The sequence below is a fragment of the Herpetosiphon llansteffanensis genome, assembly GCF_003205875.1.
GTDB classification, from domain to species: Bacteria; Chloroflexota; Chloroflexia; order Chloroflexales; family Herpetosiphonaceae; genus Herpetosiphon; species Herpetosiphon llansteffanensis.
Map to the genome: position 1 here is coordinate 1 of NZ_PUBZ01000058.1, position 403 is coordinate 403.

At 72.7% G+C, this 403-nt stretch carries 1 pseudogene; it reads left to right on the top strand.

Annotated elements, in window-relative coordinates:
- Positions 1-403, top strand: a pseudogene (locus C5S61_RS03865) (ATP-dependent helicase HrpB); the annotation flags it as partial.

A 403-nucleotide genomic window follows, 5' to 3' on the forward strand; every position in this document is an offset into this window, starting at 1 on the left:
CGGCAAGACCACGCGCGTGCCGCTGGCCCTGCTCGGGCTGCTCGCGCGCGCCGGCAGCGATGGCACCGGCGAGCCTGCCTGGCTGGCCGGGCGGCGCATCGTCATGCTGGAGCCGCGCCGGCTGGCGGCACGTTCGGCGGCGCGCTACATGGCATCGCTGCTGGGCGAAGAAGCCGGGCAGCGTGTCGGCTACCGTACCCGCCTCGACACCCGGGTCGGCGCCGCGACCCGCATCGAGGTGGTGACCGAGGGCATCCTCTCGCGCCTGCTGCAGGATGATCCGGAACTGTCGGCCTACGGTGCGGTGATCTTCGACGAATTCCACGAGCGCTCGCTGCAGGCCGACCTCGGGCTGGCGCTGGTGCGCGAATGCCAGCAGGTGCTGCGCGAAGACCTGCGCCTG